Origin of the sequence: Photorhabdus hindustanensis, from assembly GCF_002968995.1 — a bacterium.
Lineage (GTDB): Bacteria > Pseudomonadota > Gammaproteobacteria > Enterobacterales > Enterobacteriaceae > Photorhabdus > Photorhabdus akhurstii.
On record NZ_PUWT01000014.1, the window covers coordinates 54,070 to 71,462 of the forward strand.

The following is a 17,393-nucleotide window of genomic DNA, read 5'->3' on the forward strand; positions in this document are numbered from 1 at the left end:
CTATTTTGGCACTACCTCGGCACTACAACACAATGCCACCAAACAGTGCCACCAAACAGTGCCACCAAAAAAGAAGATGTGAAATTAACCCAAAAGATTTGAAAGCTAATCATAACCATGTTTACTATGAACAACAATTATCTATTTGTTATAACCAGTTATAGTTTCTCTCAATCAGATAATTATCTTACCTTGACTTCCGCCCACAGCAAATTAATAAGAAAAATGTTACTCTTTTACGAATATTTTTCTGTTACGGAACGATCATGACTTTTACTTTACGTCCCTATCAGCAAGAAGCTGTGGATGCCACTGTTAATCACTTCCGGCACCATCATGAACCTGCAATCATTGTATTACCAACGGGAGCAGGTAAAAGCCTGGTTATTGCTGAACTGGCAAAATTAGCGCGTGGGAAAGTATTAGTATTAGCTCATGTAAAAGAATTAGTTGCACAGAACTACAGCAAATATTGCGCATACGGTTTACCCGCAGATATTTTTTCCGCCGGATTGCAGCAAAAACAAAGCGCAGGAAAAGTGGTGTTTGGTAGTGTTCAATCTGTCGCCCGTAATCTTGAGCATTTTGACAATCAATTCTCGTTGCTGATAATTGATGAATGTCACCGTATCAGTGATGATGAAAACAGTCAATATCAGCAAATTATTCATCACCTTCGGCAAAATAACCCTCAACTACGTATTCTTGGCTTAACAGCAACACCTTATAGACTGGCTATCGGCTGGATATATCAATATCACTATCACGGAATGATCCGTGGTGATGAAAACTGTTTTTTCCGTGATTGCATATATGAATTGCCCCTACGTTATATGATTAAACACGGTTTCCTTGTCCCCCCAAAGCGGCTAGATATGCCGGTTATGCAATATGATTTCAGCCAAGTTCGCTCCAGTCAACAAGGTATTTTCAATGAAACTGATTTAAATCACGAAATCAAACGACAAAAACGCATCACACCTCATATTATAAAACAAGTCATTGAATATTCCGCTGATCGCAAAGGCGTTATGCTTTTTGCGGCAACTGTCGAACATGCCAAAGAGATTTTTCAATTACTCCCTTCCGGCCAAGCTGCATTAGTCAGCGCCGATACATCAACCACTGATCGCGATCTGTTCATCGAAGCCTTTAAAACTCAGCAATTGCGCTATATGGTTAACGTCGCCGTATTGACAACTGGATTTGATGCTCCCCATGTTGATCTGATAGCCATTCTGCGTCCTACTGAATCCGTCAGTCTATATCAGCAAATTATCGGTCGTGGTTTACGATTATTTCCCGGCAAAAAAGATTGCCTGATTCTCGATTATGCAGGAAATCCTCACGATCTCTACACACCAGAAGTTGGCAGCAATAAACCGGATAAACAGAACCAACCGGTTCAAGTATTCTGCCCTATCTGCAACTTCGCCAATATATTTTGGGGAAAATGCACCTCCGACGGTGAAATTATTGAACACTTCGGCCGCCGCTGTCAGGGTTGGGAAAAGGATCAATACGGCAAACGCCGTCAATGTGAGTTCCGTTTTCGTTTTAAACTTTGCCCTCATTGCGGTGCAGAAAATGATATCGCCGCACGGCATTGCCACAGTTGCCAAGAAGTGCTGGTTGATCCCGACGATATGCTGAAAGCCGCATTGAAACTCAAAGACGCTCTGGTGCTGCGTTGTGGTGGTATGCAGCTCATCCCTGAAATTGACAGTAAAGGAGAATGGCTGAAAATCATCTATTACGATGAAGATGGTGCTGATGTTGCCGAACGTTTTCGGTTGACAACTCCTGCCCAACGACGGCTCTTTGAGTACCAATTTCTTCGTCAACATCAGCGTGCTCCGGCTATACCTTTTAACTGGAAAACAGCTTCAGATATCGTTCACCAGCAACCTCTATTGCGTCATCCTGATTTTGTTGTCGCTCGTAAAAAAGGTCGATTCTGGCAGATTCGTGAAAAAATCTTTGATTACCAAGGGCGTTTTCGACGAGCAGACGAATTATATTAATAGGTTCCGATTGACCTATTCTATTTGCTGTAACCGCCATTTTTCGCTAGAATGCCGCCCGCTTGACACTATGCTACTATGTTAAATGTTAAGCCAAATCTCGAACCTGCTGCTGGGTCGCCTGTAGCAGGGTTTACTTTCTTCTTAAAGAGAAAAAACAATGTTTACTATTAATGCAGAAGTACGCAAAGAGCAGGGTAAGGGTGCGAGCCGCCGCCTGCGTAGAGCTAACAAGTTTCCAGCTATCGTATACGGTGGCAACCAAGAGCCAGTTTCTATTGAACTGGATCACGATCAGGTTATCAATATGGAACACAAAGCTGAATTTTATAGCGAAGTTCTGACCCTGGTTATCGACGGTAAAGAGACTAAAGTTAAAGTGCAGGCTGTACAGCGCCATCCGTTTAAACCAAAACTGGCACACATTGACTTCCTGCGTGCTTAATTAGCCACAGCCGAGCTTTTCGGGACGCCGAGTAAATAACGCCGCAAATGCGGCGTTATTTATTTTTTGGCCTCAATGACCACCACTCTTAATGACCACCACTACGGCGCTGTAACTGGTCACGTAAATTTGGCGGCGTACCTTTAATGGTTAAAGTATCCGTTGCCGGGTCCCAAAAAATTCTTTCACCAAATAACATCGCATCAAAATTGATTGTTAACCCGCCACCACTGCCGGCAAATTTAGTTAGCTGACGCAACGTACTGCGATCTGCCGGAAAACTCTCTTCCAATTCATATCCCTGCTCCTGAGAAAACTGCTGAAAATTCTGTTCTCCAAACGCAGGTAATGCCTGAGACAACTCTTTAATTTCGATTTCCTCTCCCGCCTGCAATTGTTCATTACAATAGCTGTATACTTGCTGGCGATACGCCTGACGCTCATTCTTATCAAGCTGACCTGATTCACAATAATCATCAACTGCTTGTAACAAGCCTTTATTCTGAACCTTAGCATTCATACCTTCACTGGCGGCAAGAAAATCCATAAAGAAATCTGAAACTTTACGCCCTACCCGGCCTTTCAGGAATGTTAAATAACGACTTGATTCAGGATTAGTTTCCCACTCCGTCAAATCTATACGAGCAACAATATCTGCGTGAGGAATATCCAGATAATGCGTAGTATTTAAATCCAGATTATCGTTAACAGACATACTGTTACAGCTATTAAGCACAGCAATCAATAAATACTCTACCGCCAGATAGCGATACTGACAAAACAGGACCGTTCCTCCCTCAGCAAACGGATATTTCGCCAGTTCATCCCTCAGACGTGCTGTTGCCGCACGACTAAACCCAAGAAAATCTTCATCACCTTTACGCTGATGCCTGAGCGCTTCTGCCAATTCACTCTCTTCATTAAATAAGCCGTAAGCTTTACTTTTTGCGCTGTATACCCGGTGTAATTCAGCCATCATATCTTCCACCACTTGATCGGTGGCGAGTAAAGAATCACGCAACACGACATCTAATGTCTGTTCATCACGCTTGATTAATTGATGCAAGGCAATCTGGTCTATTTGCAGACTCATTCTTTCTACTCCTTTCGCGGCTGACTTCATGCGTTTTTAAACACGCATTCAAACACCGATAACAAACGACTGCAATAAAAAACCCCGAAAGGAAACAACGTTTCGTCATCTGCCATCAACTATAATTTACTGACAGATATCAAAAAATTGCTAAAAATAGGTTATTACTGCAACATAATCTTATCCGTGAATTAATTTGCCACAAAAGAGCGGAAAATCACGCATCTATACGGTAAGATAATACGCTTTGTTAGTTCAGGAAGTTTAAATCTATGCCACAGTCATCTCGTTACAGTGACGAACACGTTGAACGCTTATTAACAGAACTCGTTAGTGTTCTGGAAAGAAACCGTACGCCAACAGACCTTTCTCTAATGGTACTGGGCAATATGGTGACAAACTTAATCAATACGAGTATATCTCCTGCACAGCGCAGACATATTGCTGACTCGTTTGCACACGCGCTTAAATCTTCGGTAAACGAAGATAAAGCCCATTAATTTTTAACTAAGACGACAATGTAAACAAAATATGGTAACTAGCCGTCAGCGTTATCGTGAAAAAGTTTCCCAAATGATTAGCTGGGGGCATTGGTTTGCCCTATTTAATATTCTGTTCAGTCTTGGATTAGGTAGTCGTTACCTATTTGTTTCTGACTGGCCGAGCTCACTGTTCGGCCGAGTCTATGCTCTGGCGAGTTGGCTTGGGCACTTTAGTTTTATTGTTTTTGCCGCTTATTTGCTGATCCTGTTTCCACTGACATTTATTGTCATGTCACAGCGTCTGCTAAGGTTTCTTTCAGCCATTTTCGCCACGGCCGGGCTGACACTATTAATATTCGATATTGCCATATACAACCGCTTCCATCTTCACCTCACACCTTTAGTATGGGATTTAGTGATCAATCCTGATCAAGGGGAACTCGCGCGAGAATGGCAACTCATGTTCATCTGTATTCCAGTCATTTTTCTGATACAGATGTTATTTGGCACCTGGAGTTGGCAGAAACTACGCAGCCTGAATCGGCAACGGTTTGGTAAACCGCTGGCTGCCGTCCTTATTTCGGCTTTTTTAGCTTCCCATTTGATATATATCTGGGCTGATGCTAATTTTTATCGTCCGATTACCATGCAACGTTCTAACCTGCCGCTCTCCTATCCAATGACAGCGCGTAAATTTCTTGAAAAACATGGTCTACTCGATCAACAGGAATATCAGCGCCGCCTTATGCAACAGGGTGATCCTGCCGCGCTGACAGTGGAATATCCACTTAATGACCTGACTTATCAGAATCAAGGAAGCGGATACAACCTATTAATACTGGTAGTCGATAAACTGGATAATAGAGATATTACAGAGAATATGCCTGTGCTCTCTCATTTCAGAGAAACCAACATTCAGTTCAATCAACATTTCAGTACTGGGATTCAAAATGATACTGCCCTATTCGGGTTGTTTTATGGCATTTCTTCTGGTTATCTGGATGGAATATTGGCTGGACGTAAATCATCAACCCTGATTAATGCCCTGACTCATCGGGGATATCAATTTGGCCTATTCTCTTCTGTAGGGTTTGATACTCCGCTTTATCGTCATGCATTACTTTCGGATTATTCATTGCCCACCGAGGTCAATCAAAGCAACCAATTCACGGTAGAACAATGGCAGCAATGGCTAAATTTACCCAATAATAATGCTCCGTGGTTCTCCTTCTTGAGGATGAACGGGCTAGATAAAGCTGACAACCAAGGTAATAGAGCGGCACTGGACGTTCAAATTAACACCGTACTAGAGACACTAAAAAACAAAAATGCACTGAACAATACTGTCATTGTTATTACCGCTGAACACAGTGAAATCGCCGCTACACATCCACCTAGATGGATAAACAATGGCAGATTTAATCGTGCTCAGATGCATGTTCCACTGCTGATTCATTGGCCCGGAACACCATCACAGACAATTAATAAACTGACAAGCCATCAGGACATTATGACAACATTAATGCAACGTTTGTTGCATGTCAGCAATACTCCTGCTGATTATTCTCAAGGCCAAGATCTATTTGCAGCACAGCGTGACAATCCGTGGGTGATTACCGGTGATGATGGTTCCCTAATCATTACAACCAGCGAAAACACCTTGTTCCTGGATAAAAATGGTGACTATTACCTATATGACCTGGAAGGCAACGAAATAAAAGATGCTAAACCCAATCTGGCGCAATTGTTACAGATACTAACCGAGGTTAAACATTTTATAGCTAATTAAATGCTTAAAAATCAATCGGTCACAAAATTCAGCACTTGCTTTTAGATAAAAAATCAGTACTATAATAGGAATTATCGGCATGTAGCGCAGCTTGGTAGCGCACCGTCATGGGGTGTCGGGGGTCGTAGGTTCAAATCCTATCATGCCGACCAAATTTCCCTAGAAAAACCAACCTGTTAGGGTTGGTTTTTTTATGGCTGTGGCTTAGTTGGTGTAAAACTCCTCTTACCCAACTTCATTCATTTGGGCATCTCCGGCCACTCAATATCAGGCGTTTGTAAAATATCTACACGAGCGAGTAATACTCTGTATCTTTTCCACTCCTGCAAAGCGGCTTTTTCTGCTTCGGTAGCAATTTCTAAATCAACCGAGTCTTGCAACAATGAGAGTGTTTCATTTGCCTGTTGTAACAGTTCTGCTTGCTGTTGCTTTGCTTCCGTAATCTGATGGGATCTGAGAAGGTCTTTATCAACCACCCACTCTTTACCATCCCATCGATCGTAATCGGTATCAGGTTTCTTGAATGTCAGAATTTCTGGCAGCTCACCCAGTTCAGTAACTTCTTGCTGTGCATGGGTTTGTTTGTTGTAAACGATTTTCCCTCGGTGGTCAGGGACAATTTCCCAACGCTTACCGTCTTCACTGCGACAAATAGCCATATTATCAGAATCAGGAAGCTCTGGCGCATCAGGGTAAGAACGCGCTGATAAACCCACACCTTTTGCGACATATTCAAAATTAGTTCCAGCAAATTCTCTCGAATAAGGATTAACATGATAAACCTTTATCCAGCCGGCTTGAGTCGCTAATCCGTCTTCACCTAATATGGCAATTTCTGAATCTAAGATAGATTCTTGTGTCACTATTATTCCCGCCTTGACGACGTAGTTAAATGCAATATTACGAGGTCTTGACACTCCTATATAATCCTTACTCGCTTCCCCGAGATGAGTCTTTTCAATCCATTTAATTCTTGTCGAAATATTGCTACTTTCGGGAACATCCCACTTCAATTTTCCACGATCATTGAGTGAGAAGGTAAGAATATTATCACCAGGCGCATAAATTTCCTGTACCAAATAAGACCCTTCTTGCCATGATAATAATGAACGAGATGGATCTACCCCTCTTCCATCATCCCAGCCCCGGATAAATTCTCCCCTTAAATCGGGTAATCTACCGTCAGGATAAACTTCCGCCAACTTCGGATACTGTAATTTATTAAAGAATGCACCATTACAAGTGAGATAGCCGATAGGTGGATAGGGCAACGGCCACGGAATAGGAGAACCGACAGGAATTTCATTAGCTGTTTTAATCCGATTATCTATCTCTGCGCGGGTATACTCGCGTAATGAATTTATTACTTCCTGAACAAGCTTTTGTGTAACCGCTAATGTATCGCTATTGCCAATTACATTTGTAAGCTGAACAACACCTTTTTGTGTTAATGAGGCGCCAGGAATATCTGTTGTAATTTTTTGTTCTAATGCTTTATTTAATTGAGCGGTGAGTTTGACTATGTTTCCATCATCCAGAACATCATTGTCAGATCGTGCCGCGATAAAATCAGCCACGGCAGATGATACCGTTGACGCTTGACGTAATACCTTATTTAACAAGTGTGTGGGAACATTATCTGGTGAAAACCCAGTCTGCAAACTCTGATTTGCCTCATATTTTTCTTGACTGACTATATTTGCATTATCACTAATAGAAAAAGCTTTAAAATCATTCTTATGATTCATAAACCTTCCTTAAATTAAATAATATTATTTAATAATCAACATATTGAATTATTGTAAAAACAATCCCCCTACAACTCACGCTAATAAAAGTCTAGTTCAGAAAAAAAATAATGCAGCTTTTTTATTAATTTATAAGGTTAACTATTTTTTATAATTGGCAGCAATACATAGCTCAACATTTTGATATTCAAAATATATCCAAAAATCTATATTCAATATCTGGAAACTATTTTTCTTTTATTCCTTATATCTTTCCCTGCAACTCTCTCTGTTTAACGAACGCTTCACACTGAATCTTTACCCTAATACCTAATCTACCGTGTTCAAGAATATCGTATGACACTCCGTCTTCATAAGAGACACACTCGTTATTCTCATAATCTGATGAGTTTTCAGCCTGCACTTGTTCAGCACTAATCACGCCCTTGCATGCAGTAAGTCCTTTAATGACTTCAGCGTATTTCAATGGCGTTAATTTCTTAAAAAATATAGCGCTGCCCTACATCAAGCGGGTTCGCACCGCTCATTAAAAACTTTAGCCATGCTACAGTCTTTTCTGTTCATAAAAATTCGAAAGGCAATTCGCCAATATTTAAACCACATAGATAGTGGCACTTTTCGGTTTAACATTTGTTTGGCGTACCGAGGTTCTGATTTCACCTCATTGAGATAATCTTCAATCTGGACTTCGAGTTTATTTACTGCTTCATCTATATTGTCACCCTGAGCGGCCAAAGAAAGATCCAAACAGGCAGCTACATACACCCCATCTTGACGATAAGCCATGCAACGTAATCTCATTTTTCTTCTCCTCTTCTATGCATCAGGGTAGCTAGATCTATACAGACCGTATAGAGATGAGTGCAATACGTTTAGTATTGACCAAGCAAACCTTGTTGAAGTTTATCTTAATAACCAATCCAATTCTTTTCATCCAAATCGACTAAGATCCATTCCTTAGATCTTAGATATTGCTCAGCAAAATACCTGCGTTAATTACTTCCAAATTATTTAGCAGCTTCAATTCGTTGGGTTTCAAGCATTATCGGTGTATGGTGATGTCCAGTAACCGCGTACATAATGGTTCCGGTTACTTTCACGCGGTGCCCAATAAGGCTTCGATACACGGTATAAAACTCATCCTCAACCACCAGTTGCATCAGACTACGATCCCCCCATTCTGGGGCCCCTGTAGCGCATTTTATCGCCTTATCCGGTTGCAACACCCAATAAGTTTCAGGGCTATCCCCGTTTTCCACACTTTCGTAATTTGGTGGACCGGGATAGGTGATCCTTAATAATGTGCCATCAAGAGTAATATTTTGCCTTTCTTTATAACAGTTCTCTGTTGCTTTATCTGTGGCAATCTTTCTGTACATTTCCGATGACCGGTGATACCAGTCTTGAAGACATTCAACTGCCACGCATTTTTCGCGAAGTTCCCAATTCTGTTTTACCAAAGCTTTAAAGTCCGCATCGTTGTTAGTGGCCAGTTTGGCCTGAAGGTAATTAATATATAGGTTGTCATCAGCTTGGGATAATGCTGGGGTCGAACAAATTAACTTTTCAGCCTTACTGGTGGCTTTTGCGCAATCAAAGCTCGCACCGAATGATAGGAATGACACACCACACAGTATTAATGCCAAAAAACCTATTAGTGTTCTCATACACTACTCCTATTGGTGATTTTTCAGCATTATTTTAAATACATTAAAGTTAAAATCACAACCTGAATTTTTGCTAATTCGTCATTTCCTCCTCAGGAGATTAATTGTGTTTTCAACTCTTGATTTCCTCGAAGTTATCCGGAAATAAGCAGCCAAATTCTACACGACTGTGAATAATCCGAGCACATCTATTTACGCCCGCGCTACGGAATTAGATAAGCTCTTCAAGCACCGCTAATTCGATATTAAAATTAAAAAATCCGAGTCCTGTTAAATACAGAACTCAGACTTTGATAACAATTTGATTTAAAATATCCAACTTCTGGTATCATTGTATGAATAGTCTACTTACTCAGACTATTCTCGTTATTTTGGCTGTTCCGGCCATTCAATACCGGGAGCCTGTGAAATATCAATCCTGTTCAGCATTACTCTATATTTCTTCCATACCAATAGAGCCGCTTCCTCTTCTTTATTCGCAATCCCTAAATCAACAGCATCTTGTAATGGTGCTATTTTCTGGCTAGCCTCCAAAATAAATTGTTGCTTTTTGCTTTCAACATATTGCTGCAATTCTTCCTTCGTTGGTGGAGGAATATCTGCCCATTCTGGTAAACCATTCTGACCTGCTATACGATATTTTCCTTCTGGTGCATTATTCGCGGCGTATTCTTGATAAATATCAAGACTAACCTCAATAATATCATCGGGCAATGAACCAGAAGCAATATAATTTTGTTCCAATTCTATAGGATAGAATGAATTTGTCTTCGCGCTATAAAAATACATAATTAATATCCTATCGCTAAATATCTTACTGGACTATTTGTAGAAGATGCTACAGAATCTCTGCATGTTACAATAAACTGACTTGCAGAAATAGGTAAAGCAGCAACTCCTAACCCGTAATTGTTGAAACTAGAATATGTTGCAACAATCTGGAAACAAGTATTAGGGAATTGGATCGGGAAATTTCTGTAATCATTTACATTCACAGAGCCGCTTGCCAGACCCCACTGAATAATTATTCCAGTATCGCCGCATTTCCACCAACCGTTCACAACCTTATTTGCAGTATTCACATTAAGATTACAACATCTTGCAATTTTTTGTTCTAATACGCTTTTGAATTGTGCGGTGATTTTGGTTACATTGCCATCATCCACAACATCAGTGCCAGATTCTGTCGCAATAAAGTCAGCTATAGCAGATGATATAGTTGATGTTTGACGCAATATCTTATTTAATACGTGATTAGGAATATACTGATTGTCTGGAAACCCAATTAACAACTCCGGATATACTTCATAGCCTTGTTGACTCAACACATTAGCGCTATTACTAATAGCAAAAGCTTTAAAATCATTTTTGGCACTCATATACATATCCTTAAATTAAATGACATTATTTCATAATAAACATATTGAACTATCACTAAAGATGATTTCTCACAATTCATATCGATAATAGTCTAGTTTAGAAAAACAATAATGAAATATTTTTATAACTAAAAGGAGTAACTATTTTTATATAATTGCCAACAATAAATAATCCGATATATTGCAATCAAAAACATCCCTAAAATCATTATACTCAACATTCTAAATTATTATTTTTCATATCTTTATTTTTTCCTGAAATTATTTTATCTTTAAATCAAAAATATAATTTTACAATATTTTAATTATAGCAACAAAAAATGGCCTGAATAAAAATCCCATTTGTTCAGGCCCGTTAACAGAGATTTTTCCTTATCACTTCCCATATTATTCATATATAGCCAAAATCCATATTTAAATTCTGGCTATATTCTTAGGGCATTTATCAAAGAATTACTGCATCAGACTAACCAATAAATAAGTGCTAGCTTATACCCTACACACCCAAATAAATTACCGGTATCATATTAACCAATTTCTATGTCTCTTCATAATTAGCATTATTACTAGTAGAAAAAGCTTTAAAATCATTTTTTATGGTCATATCTCCCCCTTAAACTTAATGATATTATTTTACAATTAATATATTAAATTGTTACATAGATGATTTACTTAAATTCACGCCTATTAGACCAAAATTTCTTATTACAGATTTTTCATTTCAAGTTTTAGTCTGAATATTTCAATATCTTACTCACAAACATCAATAAAACCATTGTATGAATGACCTGTTTATTCAGATCATTATTTCGGCTGCTCCGGCCACTCAACATCAGGAGCCAATGAAATATCAGCTTTGCTCAACATTACCCTATATTTCTTCCATTCCAGTAGAACTGCTTTTTCTGCTTCGGTGGCAATGCCTAAATCAACAGAGTCTTGTAGTGGAGCGACAAGGTTATTAGCTTTAATCAATAACCGAGACTTCTCATGTTCTGCTTGCTGTATCAATTCCTCTTTAGTAGCAATATACGTATTATCAGATTCTACTGCCGTATTTTCCCCAACAACCTTGTCAGAGGGTTTATTCAACGAGTTATATTCTTGCGCCCAAGGCGTCCACGGACTATCGTGGAATTGGCTACGCGTATATACCCGACTACTGTTATAAACAAAATAACGCTGAATAACCCCTGCCGCTTTTAACACAATAAGCGACCCAGCGAACGGCTCAGGGTAGTTCGCGCCATTTTTGGCATGAGCATTATACTCTTGATAATAAATTCCTGGTGTTTTATAACTATTTAAATCCGCATTATCACCTAAATTAATCGACTGCCCAGCGAAGATATCTTGAGAAGTAATATTGATATCCGCAGCTAAAGCTTTTCCATTAATTTTGCGGAGCCCTGTAATATATCGAGAATCAGACTCTGCTTTTGCATATGCTCCAACCTCTCCGGCAGTAGGTCTATTCAATGTATTATATTCTCGCGTCCAAGGCGTCCACGGGCTTTCATGAAATTGACTACGTGTATATACCCGACTGCTGTTATAGACAAAATAACGTTGAATAACCCCGGCCGCTTTCAATACAACCAGCGAACCCGCGAACTGCTCAGGGTAATTATTACCATTTTTGGCATGAGCATTATACTCTTGGTGATAAATCCCCGGTATTTTATAATTATCCAAATTCGCATTATCACCTAAACTATGCGCCTGTCCAGCAAGGATATCCTGAGAAGTAATATTAATATCCTCAGTTAATACTTTCCCATTAACTTTTCGGGTATTTGGTATTCTGGTATTAATACTTTCACGCAATGAATTGATTATTTCCTGAACCAGTTTTTGGGTAACAACTAATGTGTCACTATTACCCACGACATCAGTAAGCTGAACAATTCCTTTTCGTGTTAATGAGGCATTTGGAACTTCTGTTGCAATTTTTTGTTCTAAGGCCCTATTTAGTTGATCGGTAAGTTTAGCTATATTACCATCATCCAAAATATCATTGCCAGATTGGGTCGCGATAAAATTAGCTATCACAGATGATATGGTTGATGATTGACGCAATACCTTATTTAATAGATTAGCAGGAATATTATCGGATGGAAATCCGGTCTGCAAGCTCTGGTTTTCTTCATACTTCGCTTGGCTCACTACATTAGCATTATCACTAACAGAAAAAGCCTTAAAATCATTTTTGGCACTCATATATAATCCTCAAATTGAATAATATTATTTACAAAAAACACAGTTAATTATTGTAAAATAAACCTATCGCAATGCACACCGAAAATAATCTAGTTCATAAAAATAGCAAAAAATTATTATCAATCAGAATATTGACTATTTTCGTATAAATTAAAAAACAAAATCAAAAAGCCTGACCCTCGTTAAATACAAAACTCAGACTTTAATAGCCACTCAGTTTAAACTGTTCAAGTTTTGAGAAGCAATGCAAAAATAAAAAACACTTATTTTTACATTATAAATTACATATTAATATCCTACCGCAAACCAAAACGCAGAGTTTTCAGTCTCATATGCCCAATAACTAAATCCTGTCACAGACAATTGTCTGGCAACAACATTATGTGATGATGATAAATCAGACTTATCACCCAATGTCAACGAAACATTTACACAAGCATTAGGAAACTGGATAGGAAAACTAACCGGTGTATCATATGCTGCCCAGTTCACGATCCCCCACTGATAAATCACCCCGGTTTCCCCACATTTCCACCAACCATTCACTGATTTCAAAGCGGTATTTTTATTTCCTTTCGCATTAACCAGGTTATCTACTTCTGCTTTTGTATATCCGCTAATAACCCTGTCAGCCGGTTTATTCAATGTGTTATATTCTTGGGCCCAAGGTGTCCACGGATTATCATGGAATTGGCTACGTGTATATACCCTGCTGCTGTTATAAACAAAATAACGTTGAATGATTCCAGCGGCTTTCAACACAATCAGCGAACCAGAAAGCGGTTCAGGATAATTGACGCCATTTTTAGCATGAGCATTATAATCCTGATAATAAATCCCCGGTGTTTTACAGTAATCCAAATTTACATTATCACCTAAACTAATCGCCTGCCCATTCAAAATATCCTGAGAAGTGATAGTGACATCCGTAGCTAAAGATTTTCCATTCACTTTACGGATTCCCGCAATATATCGAGAATCAGATTCTATTTTTGTATATGCGCCAATATCCTCAGCATTAGGTTTATTCAACGTATTATATTCTCTAGTCCAAGGTGTCCACGGATTATCATGAAACTGACTACGTGTATATACTCGACTACTATTATAGACAAAATAACGTTGAACGGTCCCAGCCGATTTCAATACAACAAGAGCACCGGCGAGAAATTCAGGATAATTAAGGCCATTTTTGGCATGAGCATCATACTCTTGATGATAAATTCCCGGTGTTTTGTAGCTATTCAAATCCGCCTTATCACCTAAACTAATCGCCTGCCCGCCCAAAATATCCTGAGAAGTAATGGTGATATCTTCAGACAATGCTTTCCCGTTAATTTTTCGAGTGTTGGGTACCTTAGCATTAATACTCTCACGCAATGAATTTACTATTTCCTGAGCAAGCTTTTGTGTAACAGCTAATGTGTCACTATCGCCTAATACATTAGTAAGCTGAACAACACCTTTTTGTGTTAATGAAGCATTGGGAACTTCTGTTGTGATTTTTTGTTTTAATGCCTTATTTAATTGTTCAGCAAGTTTAGCTACATCGCCATCATCCAGAATATCACTGCCAGATTGTGTCGCAATAAAATTAGCCACGACAGATGCTATTGTTGACGATTGACGTAATACTTTGTTTAACAGATTGCTAGTAATATTATCTGGCGGAAACCCAACCTGCAAACCCTGATCTTTCTCATATTTCTCTTGACTCACTACATTAGCATCATTACTAATAGAAAAAGCCTTAAAATCATTCTTAGCACTCATATATACCCCTTAGATTAAATATTGTTATCTATATATTGAATTATTATTAAAGCAAGCCATCATAATTTACGGCAGCCATAGTTTAATTCATAAAAATAATAATAAAATGTTCTTCTAACTTAGAAGAATAATTATTTTTATATCATTAGAGGCAAGAAAAAAACCAACAAATTTCAATCAGAAATATATTCTGGTCACTCATATTCAACATCTAAAATATTTCACTTTGTCATTACTTATTTTTATATCTCATATCCCAGATTGAATTTTTCAATATTTTAAAAGCGCTGACTATTTAGACAGCGCTTTATCAGTAATATGTCAAGACTATATGATTTTATTTTTACTTTGATAGTTTCAGCCAATTAACATCAGAAATGAGGGAAATACCTTTGTTAGTAGTGGAAATATCGGCTTATTCTGATAAACCATTTTTATTCCCTATACAGTATTCACCCCTCAGAAGAATAATGTACTTTTAGTATCCAATAGCCATCCAATGGACCGCTCGCGACCGGAAATCAGTGTCTAACGCACCAATAGTTGTTGCTGTAAAAGATACCCGAGTAATATCACCAACTTCAACAAAACAACGATCCCAGATCGGAGACGAAGGTTTTCTTCTACCATCAGTTGTCGCAACCACAGTTGTACATGCACTAGGAAAGCTAATAGGAAAGTTAACCAAATAATTATCGCTCCCTGTTACAACCCCCCACTGATAGATTATTCCTGTATCACCACATTTCCACCAGCCATTTGCAGATTTTAAAGCTGTATTTTTATTACCATATCGAACATCAGATTCAGATTTAGTATAACTCCCTACATCCCCAGCATTGAGGCTAATATCATTCGACAGTATTCTTCCATTCACCTTGCGGCTATTAGGTACTCTGGTATTAATATCTTCACGTAATGAATTTACTATTTCCTGAGCAAGCTTTTGGGTCACTGCCAATATATCACTGTTACCAATGACATCAGTAAGCTGAACAACACCTGCCTGAGTTAATGAAGCACTGGGGGTTTCTGTTGTGATCTTTTGTTTCAATGCTTTATTTAGTTGCTCGGTAAGTTTAGCTACATTTCCATCATCTAGAATATCACCGCCCGATTGTGTCGCAATGAAATTAGCCACAACGGACGATATGGTTGACGATTGACGCAATACCTTATTTAATATGTGAGGCGCCATAGAATATGGTGGAAACCCAGTTTGTAATTCCACACTCTCTTCATATCCTTGCTGACTTATGACATTAGCATTATTATCAATAGAAAAAGCCTTAAAATCATTCTTTGGATTCATATATTCTCCTTGAGTTAAATAACATTATTTTATAATTAGCACATTAAATTATTGAAAGGTAATTTATCGCAATTCACATCAATAATAGTCTAGAAAAAGTATAATGAAATGTTCTTATAACTAAAGGGGGTAACTATTTTTATATAATTGACATTAGTAAATAATTTAATATCTAAAAATCACCCTTGTCCATTTTGAATTTATTTATATATTTCTTGAGGTTTCTCTGATAACCGTATATTCCATCCATTAATCACATTAAATAAAAAGCCAGCACTCTTGCTGGCAATTAAATATCTACTCATTCTGAAAATCCAATTAAATCGTCATTTTTGTCATTAGTTGATATAATAAATATATCTAATTTCATCCCTATATTTACCATGTCAAATTACGTCTAAAGTAAATTAGCTCTCTAGTGTAGATTGGAATTTCCCATTAATATCTGAAATCCTACTCATGTAATAGGCATCAGCATATCGGCCATGACGAAAAGCATAACGTTTAGCCGTTCCTTCAATCTCGAATCCAAATTTTTTATATAATGCGATAGCAGCATCATTATCTGTATATACTTCCAACTCTATGCGTTCAATGTTCAACCAATTATCACACGTATCTAGCATAACCTCCATTAATTCACTACCAATACCCTGTCCCTGGTAATCAGCATGTACTCCCATACCAAAAGTAGCAACATGGCGACGCCGCAAGTTTTGGCATATTTCAATACCAACCTGACCCACAATTTCCCCATCAATACAAGCAACTAAAGAAAAACATCCTGCCGAAAGATTTGTAATACGCTTTATCCATGTCTCCAGAGAAGGATAAGGTAATTGTAAAGTACCATAGTAAACTTGTGGGTTAGCGTATAACTGACGAATTTGTTCACAATCGCCTTCTTCAACATGGCGAATCACTATATTCTTCACTTAAGAACTCCTAACTTTTAGCTTGAATATTGAGCTTAACATAGATGTTTTGCTTAAAGCATGGGGAAAATATTGATATTTAGTTTGAGGTTAATCTTTGGAGGAAATCCAAGATTGTTTATAGCGCACAACATAGGTGAATGAGAATAAATGGAAAACCAATAAACCCTTTCAGTACGGTTTTTCCTCGTTAGATTTGTGCCAAACCGATAACGATTGTTCAGACATCATGTCCCATTGCTTTCTCATGTAACGACTGACGGGTTATGCCAACTAATATGCAATCTTACGCTCAGTATCTTCCTTTGCAAGATTTGCTCACTTTATCATCTAAAACACCGATGCAAAATTATTTTAATATTTAAAATAGTTTTTAAAACTGCTTGACTCTGAAGTTTTTCTGATTAAAATCACAGCCACAATTTAGATTTTCGTGAAACAAATCACATTTTATCAATAAAGAGAGTTCATCATGAAATCTGTTACATCTTTCATCTCAAGTGTTCATAGCGTTGTTGTCTACCTG

General features: G+C 38.2%; 14 protein-coding genes, 1 tRNA gene and 1 pseudogene. 5 read left to right on the forward strand and 11 right to left on the reverse strand.

Translation table 11 applies throughout. The features are described 5' to 3' along the window. The first annotated feature begins 266 nt into the window (after nt 1-266). Nucleotides 267-2,024: a DNA repair helicase RadD gene (gene radD / locus C6H66_RS05860; RefSeq protein WP_105395068.1), complete on the forward strand. Its 1,758-nt coding sequence runs from the start codon at nt 267-269 to the stop codon at nt 2,022-2,024. Nucleotides 2,025-2,184: 160 nt separating this feature from the next. After that, nucleotides 2,185-2,469, forward strand: a complete 285-nt coding sequence (gene rplY, locus C6H66_RS05865) for a 50S ribosomal protein L25 (RefSeq protein WP_036777310.1) — start codon at nt 2,185-2,187, stop codon at nt 2,467-2,469. A gap of 88 nt (nt 2,470-2,557) precedes the next feature. Here rplY and yejK read toward each other — a convergent pair whose 3' ends face one another. After that, a complete protein-coding gene (yejK, locus tag C6H66_RS05870; RefSeq protein WP_046394936.1) occupies nt 2,558-3,562 on the reverse strand; it encodes a nucleoid-associated protein YejK in 1,005 nt (334 codons plus the stop codon). Nucleotides 3,563-3,834: 272 nt separating this feature from the next. Between yejK and C6H66_RS05875 the strand changes: the two genes are divergently transcribed. From C6H66_RS05875 to C6H66_RS05885, 3 genes are all read left to right on the forward strand, one after another. Further along, nucleotides 3,835-4,062 carry a YejL family protein gene (locus tag C6H66_RS05875; protein ID WP_011147091.1) on the forward strand — a complete coding sequence of 76 codons (228 nt, stop codon included), beginning with the start codon at nt 3,835-3,837 and terminating at the stop codon, nt 4,060-4,062. A 31-nt stretch (nt 4,063-4,093) separates the two neighbouring features. Then, nucleotides 4,094-5,833, forward strand: a complete 1,740-nt coding sequence (yejM, locus tag C6H66_RS05880; RefSeq protein WP_105395069.1) for an LPS biosynthesis-modulating metalloenzyme YejM — start codon at nt 4,094-4,096, stop codon at nt 5,831-5,833. A 75-nt stretch (nt 5,834-5,908) separates the two neighbouring features. After that, a tRNA-Pro gene (locus C6H66_RS05885) sits at nt 5,909-5,985 on the forward strand. 87 nt (nt 5,986-6,072) lie between these two features. On the opposite strand, the gene C6H66_RS05890 is transcribed toward C6H66_RS05885, so the two are convergent. The 10 genes and pseudogenes from C6H66_RS05890 to C6H66_RS05940 all read right to left on the reverse strand — a co-directional run bounded on the left by C6H66_RS05890 (nt 6,073) and on the right by C6H66_RS05940 (nt 16,867). After that, nucleotides 6,073-6,696 carry a tail fiber assembly protein gene (locus C6H66_RS05890; protein WP_082301060.1) on the reverse strand — a complete coding sequence of 208 codons (624 nt, stop codon included), beginning with the start codon at nt 6,694-6,696 and terminating at the stop codon, nt 6,073-6,075. A 228-nt stretch (nt 6,697-6,924) separates the two neighbouring features. Then, a pseudogene (locus C6H66_RS05895) lies at nt 6,925-7,581 on the reverse strand (tail fiber protein); the annotation flags it as partial. A gap of 504 nt (nt 7,582-8,085) precedes the next feature. Further along, on the reverse strand, nt 8,086-8,382 hold the full coding sequence (locus tag C6H66_RS05905) for a type II toxin-antitoxin system HicB family antitoxin (protein WP_105395070.1): 297 nt from the start codon (nt 8,380-8,382) through the stop codon (nt 8,086-8,088). Nucleotides 8,383-8,588: 206 nt separating this feature from the next. Continuing rightward, nucleotides 8,589-9,248 carry a DUF4431 domain-containing protein gene (locus tag C6H66_RS05910; protein WP_105395071.1) on the reverse strand — a complete coding sequence of 220 codons (660 nt, stop codon included), beginning with the start codon at nt 9,246-9,248 and terminating at the stop codon, nt 8,589-8,591. 366 nt (nt 9,249-9,614) lie between these two features. Next, on the reverse strand, nt 9,615-10,037 hold the full coding sequence (locus tag C6H66_RS05915; RefSeq protein ID WP_046394948.1) for a tail fiber assembly protein: 423 nt from the start codon (nt 10,035-10,037) through the stop codon (nt 9,615-9,617). Nucleotides 10,038-10,039: 2 nt separating this feature from the next. Beyond that, nucleotides 10,040-10,627 (reverse strand): gp53-like domain-containing protein, encoded by a 588-nt coding sequence (locus C6H66_RS05920; RefSeq protein WP_046394949.1) that lies wholly within the window; start codon nt 10,625-10,627, stop codon nt 10,040-10,042. An 804-nt stretch (nt 10,628-11,431) separates the two neighbouring features. Continuing rightward, nucleotides 11,432-12,847: a tail fiber assembly protein gene (locus C6H66_RS05925; RefSeq protein WP_105395072.1), complete on the reverse strand. Its 1,416-nt coding sequence runs from the start codon at nt 12,845-12,847 to the stop codon at nt 11,432-11,434. A 288-nt stretch (nt 12,848-13,135) separates the two neighbouring features. Further along, nucleotides 13,136-14,620, reverse strand: a complete 1,485-nt coding sequence (locus C6H66_RS05930) for a pyocin knob domain-containing protein (RefSeq protein WP_105395073.1) — start codon at nt 14,618-14,620, stop codon at nt 13,136-13,138. Nucleotides 14,621-15,098: 478 nt separating this feature from the next. Beyond that, nucleotides 15,099-15,932, reverse strand: a complete 834-nt coding sequence (locus tag C6H66_RS26625; protein ID WP_246593307.1) for a gp53-like domain-containing protein — start codon at nt 15,930-15,932, stop codon at nt 15,099-15,101. A 407-nt stretch (nt 15,933-16,339) separates the two neighbouring features. Beyond that, nucleotides 16,340-16,867 carry a GNAT family N-acetyltransferase gene (locus C6H66_RS05940; RefSeq protein ID WP_105395074.1) on the reverse strand — a complete coding sequence of 176 codons (528 nt, stop codon included), beginning with the start codon at nt 16,865-16,867 and terminating at the stop codon, nt 16,340-16,342. Nucleotides 16,868-17,393: the final 526 nt, after the last annotated feature.